The sequence below is a fragment of the Thermobifida sp. genome (genome assembly GCF_017577275.1).
Lineage (GTDB): Bacteria > Actinomycetota > Actinomycetes > Streptosporangiales > Streptosporangiaceae > Thermobifida > Thermobifida fusca.
The window spans coordinates 610,327-624,669 of the sequence record NZ_PITY01000020.1 but is presented as its reverse complement, the minus strand read 5'-3'; the positions used below and the strand labels follow the sequence as shown (position 1 = coordinate 624,669).

At 67.0% G+C, this 14,343-nt stretch carries 16 protein-coding genes and 2 tRNA genes; 11 read left to right on the top strand and 7 right to left on the bottom strand.

Translation table 11 applies throughout. The features are described 5' to 3' along the window. Positions 1-22 precede the first annotated feature (22 nt). The 3 genes from CW348_RS07775 to CW348_RS07765 form a co-directional block, all read right to left on the bottom strand. Positions 23-613, bottom strand: coding sequence for a methylated-DNA--[protein]-cysteine S-methyltransferase (locus CW348_RS07775; RefSeq protein WP_041427613.1), 591 nt, complete (start codon positions 611-613; stop codon positions 23-25). A gap of 123 nt (positions 614-736) precedes the next feature. Continuing rightward, complete coding sequence (locus CW348_RS07770; protein ID WP_227480989.1) at positions 737-2,041, bottom strand: MFS transporter; 1,305 nt, start codon at positions 2,039-2,041, stop codon at positions 737-739. A gap of 701 nt (positions 2,042-2,742) precedes the next feature. Next, positions 2,743-2,818 (bottom strand) — tRNA-Arg (locus CW348_RS07765). A 353-nt stretch (positions 2,819-3,171) separates the two neighbouring features. Here CW348_RS07765 and CW348_RS07760 point away from each other — a divergent pair. Further along, positions 3,172-4,278, top strand: a complete 1,107-nt coding sequence (locus CW348_RS07760; RefSeq protein WP_011290815.1) for a M15 family metallopeptidase — start codon at positions 3,172-3,174, stop codon at positions 4,276-4,278. Between the two features lie 129 nt (positions 4,279-4,407). Here CW348_RS07760 and CW348_RS07755 read toward each other — a convergent pair whose 3' ends face one another. Next, the gene (locus CW348_RS07755) at positions 4,408-5,052 is read right to left on the bottom strand and encodes an SAF domain-containing protein (protein ID WP_104612655.1); all 645 of its coding nucleotides are present in this window, start codon (positions 5,050-5,052) and stop codon (positions 4,408-4,410) included. A 267-nt stretch (positions 5,053-5,319) separates the two neighbouring features. Between CW348_RS07755 and CW348_RS07750 the strand changes: the two genes are divergently transcribed. Then, positions 5,320-5,604, top strand: coding sequence for a DUF1540 domain-containing protein (locus CW348_RS07750; protein ID WP_016188140.1), 285 nt, complete (start codon positions 5,320-5,322; stop codon positions 5,602-5,604). 182 nt (positions 5,605-5,786) lie between these two features. Here CW348_RS07750 and CW348_RS07745 read toward each other — a convergent pair whose 3' ends face one another. Beyond that, positions 5,787-6,074, bottom strand: coding sequence for an FmdB family zinc ribbon protein (locus tag CW348_RS07745; protein WP_011290818.1), 288 nt, complete (start codon positions 6,072-6,074; stop codon positions 5,787-5,789). Positions 6,075-6,257: 183 nt separating this feature from the next. Next, complete coding sequence (locus CW348_RS07740) at positions 6,258-6,845, bottom strand: 5-formyltetrahydrofolate cyclo-ligase (protein ID WP_038043197.1); 588 nt, start codon at positions 6,843-6,845, stop codon at positions 6,258-6,260. A 141-nt stretch (positions 6,846-6,986) separates the two neighbouring features. Here CW348_RS07740 and galU point away from each other — a divergent pair, with 141 nt between their 5' ends. The 9 genes from galU to CW348_RS07695 all read left to right on the top strand — a co-directional run bounded on the left by galU (position 6,987) and on the right by CW348_RS07695 (position 13,968). Continuing rightward, complete coding sequence (gene galU, locus CW348_RS07735) at positions 6,987-7,916, top strand: UTP--glucose-1-phosphate uridylyltransferase GalU (RefSeq protein WP_011290820.1); 930 nt, start codon at positions 6,987-6,989, stop codon at positions 7,914-7,916. Between the two features lie 36 nt (positions 7,917-7,952). Beyond that, complete coding sequence (gene glp, locus CW348_RS07730; RefSeq protein ID WP_011290821.1) at positions 7,953-9,185, top strand: gephyrin-like molybdotransferase Glp; 1,233 nt, start codon at positions 7,953-7,955, stop codon at positions 9,183-9,185. Between the two features lie 43 nt (positions 9,186-9,228). Continuing rightward, positions 9,229-9,717, top strand: a complete 489-nt coding sequence (gene moaC, locus CW348_RS07725) for a cyclic pyranopterin monophosphate synthase MoaC (RefSeq protein ID WP_011290822.1) — start codon at positions 9,229-9,231, stop codon at positions 9,715-9,717. Next, the gene (locus tag CW348_RS07720; RefSeq protein ID WP_011290823.1) at positions 9,714-10,217 is read left to right on the top strand and encodes a molybdenum cofactor biosynthesis protein B; all 504 of its coding nucleotides are present in this window, start codon (positions 9,714-9,716) and stop codon (positions 10,215-10,217) included. Before moaC ends, CW348_RS07720 begins: the two co-directional genes overlap by 4 nt. A 95-nt stretch (positions 10,218-10,312) precedes the next feature. Continuing rightward, on the top strand, positions 10,313-10,978 hold the full coding sequence (locus CW348_RS07715; RefSeq protein WP_011290824.1) for a GNAT family N-acetyltransferase: 666 nt from the start codon (positions 10,313-10,315) through the stop codon (positions 10,976-10,978). A gap of 471 nt (positions 10,979-11,449) precedes the next feature. After that, positions 11,450-12,025 carry a hypothetical protein gene (locus tag CW348_RS07710; RefSeq protein ID WP_287463287.1) on the top strand — a complete coding sequence of 192 codons (576 nt, stop codon included), beginning with the start codon at positions 11,450-11,452 and terminating at the stop codon, positions 12,023-12,025. 197 nt (positions 12,026-12,222) lie between these two features. After that, positions 12,223-12,296: transfer RNA gene (locus CW348_RS07705), tRNA-Ala, on the top strand. Positions 12,297-12,896: 600 nt separating this feature from the next. After that, positions 12,897-13,112: a hypothetical protein gene (locus tag CW348_RS07700; protein WP_011290826.1), complete on the top strand. Its 216-nt coding sequence runs from the start codon at positions 12,897-12,899 to the stop codon at positions 13,110-13,112. Positions 13,113-13,461: 349 nt separating this feature from the next. Next, positions 13,462-13,968: a hypothetical protein gene (locus tag CW348_RS07695; protein ID WP_011290827.1), complete on the top strand. Its 507-nt coding sequence runs from the start codon at positions 13,462-13,464 to the stop codon at positions 13,966-13,968. 16 nt (positions 13,969-13,984) lie between these two features. On the opposite strand, the gene CW348_RS07690 is transcribed toward CW348_RS07695, so the two are convergent. Further along, positions 13,985-14,302, bottom strand: a complete 318-nt coding sequence (locus tag CW348_RS07690; protein ID WP_011290828.1) for a sec-independent translocase — start codon at positions 14,300-14,302, stop codon at positions 13,985-13,987. Between the last annotated feature and the right edge of the window lie 41 nt (positions 14,303-14,343).

Below are 14,343 nucleotides of genomic sequence, written 5' to 3'. Positions count from 1 at the left end.
GATTGTAGAAGGCGCGGTGGGGTTACGCCGAGTGGTGGGAGCCCATCGGAAGCGTGGCGGACCGCGGTTCTCCGGCATCGAGGCCGTCGGCGAAGTCGAGGAGGGGCGGTTGGTGGGCGCGGCGCTGCTCTAACGCGAGGAGCCACTGCTTGCGGGCCAGGCCCCCGCCGTATCCGGTGAGCGAGCCGGACGAGCCCACCACCCGGTGGCAGGGCACGATGATGCTGATCGGGTTGCGGCCGTTGGCGAGTCCCACGGCTCGGGACGCCGAGGGTTTGCCGATCCGGGCCGCGAGTTCGCCGTAGGAGACCGTCTGTCCGTAGGGGATCTCCAGGAGGGCACGCCAGACCGTGGTTTGGAACGGGGTGCCGGTGAAGGCCAGCGGAAGGTCGAAGACGGTGCGTTGACCGGAGAAGTACTCCGTCAGTTGGGCGATGACCTCGGTGAACGGTGCGGGGTCGGGGACGCCGAAGGAGTCCGGGGCAGGCCGGTGCCGCTGGTCTTCCTGGTAGAGGCCGACGAGTGCGCCGTCGGCGGCGACCAGGGTCAGCGGGCCGAGGGGACTGTCCACAACGGTGTGGACTCGTGCGCGAGCCGGGATTTCGGCGGTCACGATCACTCCTTGGTGGGTACGCGGTGCGGGCGTACTTGTCCCAGTATCAGGGGTCCGCCGGTGTGGGAGAGGCGGGCTGAGTGAGTTTTCCGCCCGACACCGCATACCGTTGCGCTCCCCGGGTCAGCGGGTTTCGCGTCCGGAGTCGTGGTGGTTGTTGTTGGGCAGAGTCTCTTCAGACTGTTCGCTGCGGTGGCCGTTCATGTTCTCGGACAGGTGGCGCAGCGGCGGAACCCACAGGCGCATGCTTCCCGTACGGAGACTTTTGGACGAGGCGGAGCGGCGGAGCGCTCTGGGTTCTCTGTGCTCGGCGGTGCGCAGGGTCCCCGCTCCCAGGGCGATGAACAGCACGAGGGAGGCGGGGAACAGGAGGGCCACGGAGAGCCCGGCGCGGTCAGCGAGGAAGCCGATGGTGGGCGGGCCGAGCAACGGTCCGAAGTAGCCGATCGCGGTGACCGTGGACAGGTCCCGGCCGGACCGCTCCGGGTTGTCGTTGGCCGCGGCGTTGAACACTTGCGGCACGATGCCGGACAGTCCGATCCCGACCAGTGCGAATCCGATGATGACGGGAATCTGGAGGGGCAGGACGAGGGCGAAGAAGAGCCCGAACGATGCGAGGAGGCTGCCGCCCCGCACCACGTTGACCGGGCCGAACAGGGCGACCAGGCGGTCGCCGATGAGACGGCCCGCGGCCATCATCGTGGCGTAGGCAGCGTAGGTGGCGGACGCAGCGGTTTCGGAGCCGCCCACCATTTCCCGGGTGTAGAGGGCGCTCCAGTCGTTGGCTGCCCCTTCGGCGAGCATGCAGCACAGTGCGAGGACCCCGAGCAGCAGGATTCTGCCCCGGGGGAGGGCGAAGCGGCGGAATCTCGGCCGGGCGGGGGCGCGCTGGGCGGCGAGGGCCGGGGTGTCGAGCAGCCACTTGCGCCCCAGGAGGGAGAGGAGCGTCAGCACGGACGATGCGCCGATGAAGGTGGTGGTGACGTCCAAGCCGGCCCGGACGCAGAGGGTGCCCGCGATAGCTCCGAGCCCGCCGCCGATGGAGCACACGGCGTGGAAAGAGACCATGATCGGACGTCCCCACTCACGCTGCAGCCGTGCTGCTTGCAGATTCGCGGAGACGTTGAGCAGGGCTTGGCTCGACCCCAGCAGGAGCAAGAAGAGCGTGAGCTGTTGCAGATTGGTGGCGTATCCCGGAGCAACAAGCGCGATACTGGCGACGAGGGCGGCAGCCGGTACTATGATGCGGCCGTTGAACCGGTCAAGCAGGCCGCCCATCAGCCGGATGGTCACGACGCCACCCAGGGCGAGGGCAAGCAGGGCGATACTCAGTTCCCCTTCGTCGACTCCGGTCTGACGTTTGATGGCGGGAATACGTGAGGCCCAGATAGAGATGACTGATCCGGTGACGAAAAAGTATGCGTACAACGCGATCCTGGCGCGTCGTAGCCGACGTGGAACGGGGTGCTCTCCGCGGGAGTGGGAGGGGCTGACGGGCTGGCTCTCCGGCATGCGCTCATCACCTTCTCGAAATTGCCGATTCTGGACATAGCGCGCCGAACGGTGTGCGACAGCGGTGTGTCCAGGAACGGGGGGCGCGGCGGTGACCAGGCCAATCCGGACGCCGCTTGAGGGGGAATATCCGGGTTTTGAGGGCGGATTCCTAGGTGTTCTGCAAAGGTCCCGGCAATCAATGAGGCTACCCAGACAGTGGTCGAAAAGTAACCGGATCGACGGAAAACTTTTTCGCTGAGACAGCCTCGGAGCTGCGAAGATGCGCGGAAAGCCGTGTCAGTAAACGGTTTTCGCTTTGAGAATTAAATTTCTCGGAGTCCAGTGGGTGGAAGGCGATAGGAGGGAGATTTGCTCCATAAAAGAGCGATGTGTGGATTGTGTGGTTTTTTAGATTTGTGCTGTCTGTTGGAAGAATTCAGAAATATAGATGTCTAGAGGATTTGTGCGATTTTTGGAGAATGGGGGAGCTGGCGGCCGCAGTAGCGTGAGGAACACCACGCGGAACCCGCCTATGGAATCCCTCACGGAGTCACGGGCGCGTGGGACGGACAGAGAGCACCCCGGATACACCAAGCGCCACACCCGAGCGGAAGGGCTCCGGATGTGGCGCAGACTGGCGGCCCCAGCAGGATTCGAACCTGCGACACCCGCTTTAGGAGAGCGGTGCTCTGTCCCCTGAGCTATGAGGCCGGACACTTCTAGAGTAACGGAACCGGCGAGCGGATGCGGCGGGTGACAGGGAAGGGGCAAGCAGGGCTAATCGTTGAGTAATCTTCGTATCGATCAGGTTGTCATGACTGCCAGGTGATGTCTGCCACACGCTGTGGCGGAGTGGCGTCCCTGAGACGAGTGTGCCTGGGGCGGATCCGCGTCGCGCCCCCGAACGCATCTCTGAGCAGCACAATGTCGGGCTCGTGCTCTACCCGCAAACAGGGGCACCCGACCGTGCGGACTGTCGCTGCGACGCCATGACCTGGACGGTCTGGGAGTATGGTGCGACCCGGTCACGCGAACCAGCAGAGCCAAGGCAGCGGAGGAGCCACGTGCCGTTCGTTCTCGATGCCGGGCGGAGTCGTTGCCGCGCGACGAGGAACGGGACACCGTCCGTCTCGAACGGCAGATCCCGGTCGCGGACTGTGGTGACCGCGGTGTTCACCCTCATCCTCATGCTGGTGAACCTCGTGGCGCTGCCGTCCGCCTACGCCGACAACGAAGAACTGGAATCCCTCAGGGAGGAAGCCGAACAGGCCAGGGAGGAGCTGGAGCAGGCCACCGAGGAGTACACCAAGCGGCAAGAGGCGCTCGAAGAAGCGCAGGACGAACTGGTCAAGACGCTGCATGAACTGCAGCAGATCGAGGGCCGGATCGCAGACATGCGGGTCCCCCTCGTCGAACTCGCCATCACGCTCTACAAACAGCCCGACGTCGGAGTGCTGGGTTTCTTGGCGTCCGATTCGGTGGAGAGCGACCTGCGCGCCGAGTCGCACGTCATGAAACTCTCCTACGACCAGGAGCAGCTCCTCGACGAGGCGAATGCGCTCCGCGACGAGCAGATCGAACTGACCGGCCGAGCACAGGAACTCCAGTCGCAGACCCAGTTGGAGCGGGTGGAGCTCGAAGACGAGCTGGAGAAGCTGCGGAAGAAGTCGGAAGAGAGCACGGAAGCGCTGACGAAGAAACTCGAGGACCTGGGGCTTTCTGTCGACGCCTACATGGCCGGGGTGGAGTGCGACCCCAGTGCTGCCCAGAAGGCGATAGGCGCCCCCAACGGGCTGCTGCCCAGCGACTCCCTGTGCGAGCTGCACGTCGAAGGCCACTACCTGCGTGCCGACGCCGCCGTGGACTTCCTGCGCATGAACCAGGCCTACGCCCAGGAGTTCGGCACCGACATGTGCGTGACCAGCTCCTACCGGGACCTGCAGAACCAGCACCGCGTCTACGCCCAGCAGCCGCCGGGGTACGCGGCAGTGCCGGGAACAAGCAACCACGGCCTCGGCTTGGCGGTCGACTTGTGCGGCGGCGTGCAGAACCAGGGGTCGCCCCAGTTCAACTGGTTGGAAGCACACGCTGGCGAATACAACTGGTTCCACCCGGCGTGGGCCTACTCCAATCCTTTCGAACCCTGGCACTGGGAGTACGACCCCTCCTAGCAGGACAGCCCGCGACACGGTGACGGCGGCCCCGCTACGGCAGGCTGCCGTCACCGTGTTCCGCCTGATCAGCCGCGGGCAGACGGCACGAGCAGCCGAGGCGACGCGGGGCAGCAGACAGCCACCGCCTCATCCGCGGATCGCAATCGACAGCCGGTCGGCAGCGTGCCCGGCGAGCGCTTGCGCCTCCTCGTCGGTGACCGCGAGCACGATGAGAGTCCCCAGGCTGTGCGCGGCATCGTCTTCGGCGACCACGGTGATCACCGGCCGGTCCCGCACAATCCTGCGGGCCGTGTCCGGTCCGGGGTAGTCGACCACCAGCGGGTCGCCAGCAGCGGCAAGCACGTCGATACGGCTGCCTGGACGCAGCAGCGCGGCCGCCCCGGGGTCGGCAAGGCGCACGGGAGCCGCCACCAGGTCGGCGCCGTACCCGGCGGCGGGCGGATCCGCCAGCCGCACCTCGGTGAGGATCTCCCCGGCACGCACCGGTGAGCGCAGTGCCCTCCCCGCCACGGGATCACCTGGGGCCAGCGCCCCGTCAGGGACGACAGCGGCGGGGATGCTGCGGGCCACCGTGTCCGCGTCGGTCAGCGGGACGAGCCCGGACAGGTCATGGGCGGCGACCAGCACTTCCACGGCAGGCGGGGCAGGGGGACGGAGCACCAGCAGTGCCCCGGCCGCGGCCAGCGCAGCGGCTGTTGCGGCCAAGAGTCGGCGCCAGCGGTGCCAACGTGCCCAGAACGGGCGGCGGGCAGTGGTGGAGAAGAGCTTCATGGCCGACCACGCTAGGTGGCCCGCTACGGCGCGACGCAAGGTTTCCACAGGCAGAAGTTCCGTGGAAACCCCCGGAGTCCGGAAAACGACCGCGGGCCCCGGCGAGTCCGCACCCCGGGACCGGCGCTCCTCTCCGGACAGCAGGTTTTCGCCAACCGGCGATCAAGACTTCGTCGAAAGCTGGATGTGCAAAGCGTAATCACCCGATATCAGGGCAGGATGTCTGGGCGAGCTCTGATGCGTCGTCGAAGCTCCGGGGGGATTGCGATGAAAATGCCCGTGGTGAACTCGTGTGAGGCGGAGGCCTGCGCCTACAACACTGACAGCACCTGCCGCGCACTGGCGATCACTGTGGGGAATCAGCCCAGTGCATACTGCGACACTTTTCTGCCGATCCAGGCCAAGGGAGGCGACCCCAGCACGGTCGGCCACGTGGGAGCTTGCAAGATGGCCAACTGCCGGCACAACGTCCAGTTCGAATGCCAGGCCCCGGCCATCAACATCGGTTTCGACGCCAACCAGGCAGACTGCCTCACCTACGCGCCCGCCTAAACCCAGTTCCTGGACGGGCACACTCCCGGCCAGGAACCGTCATCGCGAGGCTGCCGTTCTGTCCCAGTCCAGGAACACAGTGGGCACTGCCCGCGTCCGGCTGTCCTGATCCACGGTGAGGGCCGCTCCCGGCACGGAGCGGCCCTCAGTGACGAGGTGCGGAGTGCGTATCGGCGCGAGGGTCAGGCGGCGGAAGTGGTTTTGCTGGAGTCGCTGGACGACGAAGCAGAGCCCGAAGAGGAGGAGTCGGCCTTGGCGCTGCTCGAGGACGACGACAGCGAGGAGCTGGAGCTCGACGCGTTGTCAGTGCGGTAGAAACCCGACCCCTTGAACACGATGCCGACCGCCGAGTACACCTTGCGGAGCTTGCCCTGGCACTTGGGGCAGGTGGTCAGCGGATCGTCGCTGAAGCTCTGCACAACCTCAAGATCGGCGCCGCATTCGGTGCAAGCGTACTGGTACGTAGGCACGGGCCCTCCTAGCTGGCACTCTCACCCGACGACTGCTAAATAGTACGCTGTCTGACCATGTGATCGTGACAACGGGGGATGAACCGCGGTGGTCAGAGGCGTTCCTCCGCGGCCCCTAGGCGGTATCCGCCGCGCACCCGCTGCGCCAGGTGAGGGCTCAGACAGTTTGTCTGAGTGGTGACTTTATCGGTGATGTGTCCACACTATGCCGCGTCCCGGAGTCACGACTGCCCGGACGGGTCGGTCATGCGGTTCTACCGGCACCGCATCCACCAGCTCGTCGTCGTAGACCACGGCCAGTGACAGCGTCTGCTCTCCCGCAGCCGCCAGCACCCGGTCGTAGCAGCCCGCACCACGGCCCAGCCGGTATCCCGCACGGTCTGCTGCCAGCGCCGGGCAGACCAGAACCCGGGCTTCGGCGACCGCATCCGCCCCCAACCGCGTCCCGGTCGGTTCGAGCAGGCCATGCCCGGCAGGGGCGAGCGACTCCGGCCCGGTGTAGACCGCCCAGTCCAAGTCCCCGCTGGGGGTGACGATCGGCAGGAGCACGCGGTGCCCGCGCGCCGCGAGGGCAGCCACCAGGGAACGGGTGTCCGGTTCGCTGCCCACCGCGTAGTAGGCCGCCACCGTGGGGGAGCCGGTGGCCGCGCACAATTCCAGCACCGCGTCGCGGATCCGCAGCCCGGCCGCGGCCCGCTCCTGTGCGGAACGCGCGCGCCGCGCCGCAAGGATGCGGCGCCGCAGCTCGCGTTTGCTCTGCCCCGTGTCCATGGACACCCAGTCTGCCAGCGGCACGGGACCGCACCGGCAGCATCCCGAGGCCGACAAGACGGGTGGGGCGGCAGAAAAGGGGAAACGCCGTCAAGTGCGGATGACGCGTTTCAGACGCGGCAGTGTCTTATCGTGCGGAACATGACAGATGAACAGCACTCTGTAACTCCGGTGACCAAAGCGGTCATTCCCGTGGCAGGACTGGGGACGAGATTCCTCCCCGCCACTAAGTCCACGCCCAAAGAGATGCTGCCGATCGTCGACAAGCCGGCGATCCAGTACGTAGTGGAGGAGGCGGTCTCCGCCGGGCTCAACGACATCCTCATGATCACCGGGCGCAACAAGCGTTCCATCGAGGACCACTTCGACCGGGCCTACGAACTGGAGGAGGCCCTCCGCGCCAAAGGTGACATCGAACGGCTCAACGCGGTGCGCCACCCCAGTGACCTCGCCCAACTGCACTACGTGCGGCAAGGGGAACCGCGCGGCCTGGGGCACGCGGTGCTGTGCGGCGCCGCCCACGTGGGCAACGAGCCGTTCGCGGTCCTGCTCGGCGACGACCTCATCGGCGCGCGGGAAACCCTGCTGCAGCGGATGATCGAGGTCCGCCAGACCTACGGGGGCAGCGTCATCGCCCTGATGGAGGTGGAACCCGACCAGGTCTCGCTGTACGGGTGCGCCGCGATCGAACCCACCGACGAGCCCGACGTCGTGACCGTCACCGACCTTGTCGAGAAGCCTCCGGCGGACCAGGCGCCCAGCCGCTGGGCGATCATCGGCCGCTACATCTGCGACCCGGAGATCTTCGAAGTGCTGCGCAAGACCCCACCGGGACGCGGCGGGGAGATCCAGTTGACCGACGCGCTCCGGGAACTCGCCCAGCGCAGCTCCAATGGGGGAGGAAGGGTCCACGGTGTGCTTTTCCGCGGTCAACGCTTCGATACCGGGAACAAGCTTGACTACCTTCGCACCGTGGTGGAGTTCGCCTGTGAGAGTCCGGATCTTGCCAAGGAGTTCGTGCCGTGGCTGCGTGACTTCCTGACGAGGTATGCGACAGACTCCACCAGGTAACCGAACGAAACGATCACGATCCGGCGGGGGAAGTCGATGAAAAGCGTCGAACAGCACGTCAGCGACATCCTGGCGGTAGTGTCCCGACCCGATCCGATCGAGTTGGACCTGCTGCGGGCACACGGGGCGGTACTCGCTGAACCGGTAACGGCGGAGCTCTCGCTTCCCCCGTTCGACAATTCCGCCATGGACGGCTATGCGGTTTGCGCTGCCGACGTGGCCACGGCTACTCCGCAGACCCCGGTGACGCTGCCTGTCATCGCGGACATCCCCGCGGGGGACGTGTTCGCCTCAGCCATCCCCGTCGGGTGTTGTGCCCGCATCATGACCGGGGCGGCGCTGCCGAAGGGCGCGGACGCGGTGGTGCCGGTCGAGTGGACTGACGCGGGTGTGGCCGAGGTGGCCGTGCACCGTGCAGTCGAGGCCGGGCACGCGGTCCGCCAGGCGGGAAGCGACGTGAAGGAAGGCACCGAGGTGCTTCCCGCCGGGGTCCGGATCGGGCCGGCGGAGGTGGCGGTGCTGGCCGCGGTCGGCCGCCGTTCGGTGTCGGTCTACCCGCGGCCCCGGGTGGTGGTCCTCGGCACCGGTGAAGAGCTGGTCGAACCGGGCCGGCCGCTCAGCCCCGGCCAGATCTGGGAGTCCAACAGCTTCATGCTCACCGCGGCCGCTATCGAGGCGGGATGCGAGGGCTACCGGTACGGGTTCGTGGGCGACGACCCGGACCAGGTGTTCGAGGCGATCCAGGACGCCCTGGTGCGGGCCGACATCGTCATCACCAGCGGCGGGGTCAGCATGGGCGCCCACGACGCGGTCAAAGAGGTGCTGTCGCGGCTCGGCACGGTCCAGTTCGACAAGGTGGCGGTGCAGCCGGGGATGCCGCAGGGGTACGGCACTGTGGGGGAGAGCAGCATCCCCATCATCGCGCTGCCGGGAAACCCGGTGAGCTCCTATGTCTCCTTCTACCTGTTCGTGCTGCCCGCGCTGCGGAAGATGAGCGGCCTGCCCCAGGAGCAGCTTCCGTCGGTCCGGGCCCGGCTGCTCGCTCCTATCACGTCCTCGCCCCGCGGCAGGCGCTCCTATCTGCGCGCGGTCCTCGACTACGACATCGAGAGCGAAGAGGTCGCCTACACGGCGCTGCCCGTGGCCCAGCAGGGGTCGCACCAGTTGTCCGCGCTGGCGAAGACCAACGCGCTCGTCGTCGTGCCGGAGCAGGTCACGGAACTCCCGGAAGGCAGTGTCGTCGAGGCGATCCAGTTGCCCCACCGGTAAGCTTCGCCACGGTATCCCCACCCAAGAGAACACTGGCCGCCGCATGTCCCACCCATCGACTCCTGGTTTTCCCCACCTGGACGCCTCCGGCGCGGCACGCATGGTTGACGTGTCCGGCAAGGAGGTCACGGCCCGCTCCGCTGTCGCCACCGGCCGGGTACTGCTGTCGCCTGCCGCGGTGGCCGCGCTGCGGGAAGGCGCGGTACCGAAAGGCGACGCGCTGGCCGTGGCCCGGATCGCCGGGATCCAGGGAGCCAAGCGCACCCCCGACCTGGTCCCGCTGTGCCATCCGATCGCGATCCACGGGGTGGATGTCGCGCTGACCGTGGTGGACCGCGGCGTCGACATCAGGGCGACGGTCCGCACCGCGGACCGCACAGGGGTGGAGATGGAGGCGCTGACCTGTGTGATGACGGCGGCGCTGGCGTTGATCGACATGGTCAAGGCCCTCGACCCGGAAGCGGTGGTGACCGACGTGCGGGTCGAGGAGAAGACCGGAGGGAAAACCGGCCAGTGGAGACGGTCGGGATGACTGCGGCGGCCCCCCGTGCCGTGGTCATCACTGTCTCGGATCGGGCTGCGGCAGGGGAGTACCCGGACCGGTCCGGCCCGTTGCTGGTCGAGCTCGCCGCGCAGGCGGGGTGTGTGGTGGACGGCCCGCGGGTGGTGCCTGACGGTCTGCCGGTCGCCGAGGCGCTGCGCCGCGCACTGGCCGAAGGCTACGATGTGGCACTGACTACCGGGGGCACCGGCTTGGCGCCACGCGACCGCACCCCGGAGGCGACCCGGCCGCTCTTGGAGTACGAGATCCCCGGGCTGGCTGAGGCGCTGCGTGCAGCGGGGCGCGACAAGGGTGTCCCGACGGCGGTGCTCTCCCGCGGACTGGCGGGGGTGGCCCGGCGCGGCGGGCATCGCATGCTCGTGGTCAATCTGCCGGGCTCGGTGGGCGGGGTGCGTGACGGTATGGCGGTGCTCGGCCCGATCCTCGGCCACGCGGTCGCTCAGCTCCGGGGCGGTGACCACCACGCATAGCCCGGGGTAGAGAGAAGCCCTGTCGCGTCTTCCCGCCTTGGGACGCGGCGGAGGATGATGGACTCTGTCGGGTGGTGCGAGGAACGGTGAGACGGATGCGTGGTTGGCCGGTGTCGTTAGCGGAGGGGAAGGTTGTCCTGCGTCCGCTCCGGCTGCGTGATGCTCCGGCGCTGCGCGAGACCCGGGCCCGCAACAGTGAATGGCTGCGCCCGTGGGAGCCCACCCATCCAGAACTTCCGCCGCAGAGCGACAGCCTGCTCGCCTATGTGGCCATGGTGCAGTCCATCCGCCGGGAGGCCCGGCAGGGGATCGCGATGCCGTGGGCTATCACCTGGGAGGGCCGGTTCATCGGCCAGATCACGGTGGGGGCGATCACGTGGGGGTCGGCGCGGTCTGCGCAGATCGGCTATTGGATTGACCGCGACTATGCCGGGCGGGGTGTGATGCCTACCGCAGTCGCGTTGGCGGTCGACCATGCCTTTTTCACGGTGGGGCTGCACCGCGTCGAGGCCAATATCCGCCCGGAGAACCACAAAAGCCGGCGGGTCGTGGAGAAACTCGGCTTTCGTGAGGAAGGGCTCCGTAAGCGTCAGTTGCATATTGACGGTGAGTGGCGCGATCATCTCTGTTACGCCCTTACCGTCGAGGACGTTCCGGGCGGTTTGCTCGCTCGGTGGAGGAAGGTGCGAGAACAGCGGGGCGATACCGTTTCGGAGAAGACGCGCGGAGCGTCACCAGGCCGTCCCGACCGCCCTCACTGAACCCCCTGGGGTGGGGCGAAACGGACGAGGGTGAAAGAGAAGCGACGTTCCCGGAATGGGAAAACGGAGCGTGTGAATTCCGGGCGTGGTGACCAACCGTTTGCTACTCTCCGTATCTGTTGGGAGGCTTTCTGTCCTGTCGTCTTTGACCAGCGATTTCCGTGATGGGAGCATGGTTCGGAGATAGGGGACAAGAATAGATCTCACGACACTCCGGTTCCAATACCGCACATTCCTGGACACCGGGTCGTACGGTGCGAAGAAGACGCATCAGTGATGCGGACAGTGTGGTGTATATGCGGTGTGTGGGGGACGGCAGGATGACGACGGGCAGAACGGCTCCCAAGGGGGCCTCGTCGTTGCCTGCGGGCCGCCCGTTTATGGGGTGAGCCACCCCATGGACCCGGCACCGGAGGGCACGCGGAGGCAACGCCAAGCGGCGTTCACGGATCGGCGACACGAGGAGGGGCAGTGAGTAGCTCTCCTCTCTACCTGGCCATCGTGGCCGTGTGGATCCTGGTCCTCGTGCCGATGCTGCTGCGCCGCGACGCCGCGGACCCGGATGCCGAAGGACTGCGCCGCGACTTGGTCGATGAGGAGCTGTCCGAGGCTTCCGGCGGTGAGGGGGAAGCCGAGGACGAGGAGGACACCGAGCCGGACGCCGAGCACGCCGCTCGGGCTGAGCCGCCGCCCGTCGCTCCCCGGCCGTACCGGGTCAGCCGGGCGCGGATCATCGCGCGTCGCCGTCGCCGTACCGCTGCTCTGGCGCTGCTGCTGGTCGGCACGGGGATTGCGGTGGCGGCGGGGTTGGGCCCGTGGTGGGTGCTGGTCCCTCCGGTTCTGCTCATGGCGGGACACGTGGTGCTGCTGCGTGAGGCGGCCAAGGCGGACGCGGAGCGGCGGGCTGCCATGATGGCGCGTCGCCAGGCCCGGCAGCGGGCGCGGCGTTCCGCGGAAGCCGCCCGCCGGGCCCGGGTTGTGGAGTTGAAACGCAACCAGGTCTACGACCAGTACACCGATGCGCAGCGTCGGGCGGCGGGGGACTGAGGCAGCAAGCGGAGCCGGGAGGCGGTAGTGGCCGTGCCCGGTGGCGGGTCTTGGCTCGTCTGGGGCAGGGTACGCTGGTGAGTGGTCGGGCCCGAGTCCTAACCCTGGGCCGGGGAAGGAGCGGGCTGGTCGAAGCAGCGTTCCAAAGCTGGTAATCTCTTATACGTACGTGACGTGCTCACGTGACGTACAAGCAAGGGGCTATAGCGCAGTCCGGTAGCGCACCTCGTTCGCATCGAGGGGGTCAGGGGTTCAAATCCCCTTAGCTCCACAGCAGATCCCGTTCCACCGCTGGGTGGGGCGGGATCTTTCTTTTTCCGCCGCGCCGCAGCAGGGTGTGGGCATTGTCTCAACAGGCGCGCCAGTGGGGGAATGCGCTTGTCCACAGCCTGGGGAAACAGTGTGGAATTCGCTGTGGTGAGCAGGGCGTAGAGAGCTGCGGCGGACGGCAAAGGGGAAAGGTTGCGGATAGCGAGAACATCACCGAAGTCCTGTACCGAAACCTCTGCTTTGTGCCTCTTTCGCAAAGGAAAGAGTTCCCTATTGGGAAAAATAGTTTCGGAACCGAAGTCTGCGACGGGTGCGGGGCACTGAGCACCTGTGCTGCGGGGCGGGTGACGCGGTCAGTAGTGCCCTTGCCACGTGTCACTGCGACCACGTTCTGTGCACGCCGAGAAAGCATAGACCGCCGTTGACGTGGACTTTTCCGTGTTCTCTGCCGGGATGGCGGTGCAATGGCGAGTATGTCGGCGAAGAATCCCAATGGGGATGATGCGAAGAAAAGTGATCCTTCTGGGTATTGTGTATTTCGCACCTTATGGGCCATCTTGTGTCACGGGGATGGACGCAAGTAACAACCGAAGGGTGCATTGTGATCAAGAAGATTTGCGCAGTAGCCGCCTTGACGGCTGCGGTCATTTTCGGATCCGCTGGCACAGCGTCCGCTGACGCGCCCGGCACCGAGTTCCGAGGCTGGACCTGGTGGCTGGGCACCGAGGTTGTCGAGATCGTCGACGACGTGGCTGACGCTCTCGCCGACGGCGACGACGGCGTGGTGACCATCCTCCGCGGCTGGACGTGGTGGTAAACCCCACGCTTCTCTAGCTGTGACTCCGGCGCCCGGTGCCTTGGCACCGGGCGCCGGTTGTGTGGGAGCCCTGCAGCACCACGCGGCTTCCTAACGGCAGTGACCGAACCCCGGAAACGGGAGACCGTAACCACGCTCCCCGCTGAAGAGAACACCGTGTCTTTACCCGCGGCGATGCCGTGGCCTGCCCCGAACACCGGTGGCTGAGGTTGTCCGCGGGTAACTGAGGATTGACTGTCACGTCCCCGGGTCATGTTTCCAGGCGAATTCTCGGCAGGAACCACCACGGACCGGGCGGCGCCCTGAACCGCCGTCCGCCTGCGGCGCGGCCAGAAACGGAAGGAGCGACGTGACAGACAGGCCGAAACAGTATGAGGAAGGCGGCTACTACCCCGCTGAAGACCCCTCACCCCGCGCCGAGGAATCCTCCGCCACCGAGTCCACGACCGTCCCCCACGAACCCGCCCCCGAGCCGGGACAGGAATTCCGCCGCACCACCCCCGCCCGGGTCAAAACCATCCGCCCGGAACGCCCCCAAGGCCGCTGGGGCCTGATCAGCGGAACCACGCTCTACGTGATGTGCTCGGCGGGCAGCGCCGACTACCTTCCGGTCAGCGTGCGGCTCACCGGCCACGTCCTCTTCTGGCTGGCGTTGGGCATCGCCCTGCTCATCACCCTCTACCGGGAACGGCTCTACGACTGGGATCCCGCGCCCCGGTGGCCGTGGGCAGCCGCGCTCATCTGCGGCACGCTCGCCGTGGAAGTGCTTGCCGCGGCGGTGAGCTCCCTCACCGTCATCATCGGCTCCGCGGTGGTGCTGTCCGTGGTCGTGCTCATCCTGCTCATGGTGGGCTGAGCAGCAGCGCACGAGGTCAGGTCGCTTCGTTGTCGAACGGCGGGCGGCGGCCGTTCAACCGGGCCGACACGCTCAGCGACGACTCCTCCTCATCGACCGCTTCCCAGAAGTGCTTCTGCACGAACCGCTTCGGGTGGAGGTCGGCAACGTCGAAGTCCTTGTACTCGGGGCCCAAACCTTCGCGGATGTCCCGCTTCGCGTTGTCGGCCATCTTCCGGAGCTGCCGCAGCGCGCGCCCGGCCTGCGCCGCCGCTTTGGGAAGCTGGTCGGGGCCGAAGATGAGGAGAGCGAGCACACTCAGGACGAGGAACTCACCAGCCCCGATGTTGAACATGCCTCTTCCTCCACAGACCCCATACGGACCGACCTGGTAGC